The organism is Rhizobium sp. P2_G9, assembly GCF_056403475.1.
This window is the reverse complement of sequence record NZ_JBFUFK010000152.1, coordinates 1-366: the sequence shown is the minus strand read 5'-3', so window position 1 is coordinate 366 and position 366 is coordinate 1. Positions and strand designations below refer to the sequence as shown.

The following is a 366-nucleotide window of genomic DNA, read 5'->3' as shown; positions in this document are numbered from 1 at the left end:
CACAAGAAGGCGCCGAAACAGATCGTGCTCGATCTCGATGCCACCGACGATCCGATCCACGGCGACCAGGAAGGCCGCTTCTTCCACGGCTATTACGACAGCTATTGCTATCTGCCGCTCTACATCTTCTGTGGCCGGCACCTGCTGCTCTCGAAGCTCAGGCGCGCCAATATCGATGCGGCGGCCGGCGCGGTCGAGGAAGTCGAGCGCATCGTCGGGCAAATCCGCCGCACCTGGCCGAGGACCCGCATCCTGCTGCGCGCCGATAGCGGCTTCTGCCGTGAGGCGCTGATGGCGTGGTGCGAGGCCAACAAGGTCGATTATCTGTTCGGCCTGGCCAAGAACAAGCGCCTGATCGCCGAGATC

The 366-nt window shown here is 63.1% G+C and carries 1 protein-coding gene; it reads left to right on the top strand.

Annotation, left to right across the window (positions count from 1 at the left end; translation table 11 throughout):
- Positions 1 to 366: transposase (locus tag AC1DYF_RS40440; protein WP_477884573.1), on the top strand; the 366-nt coding region annotated here is incomplete at both ends.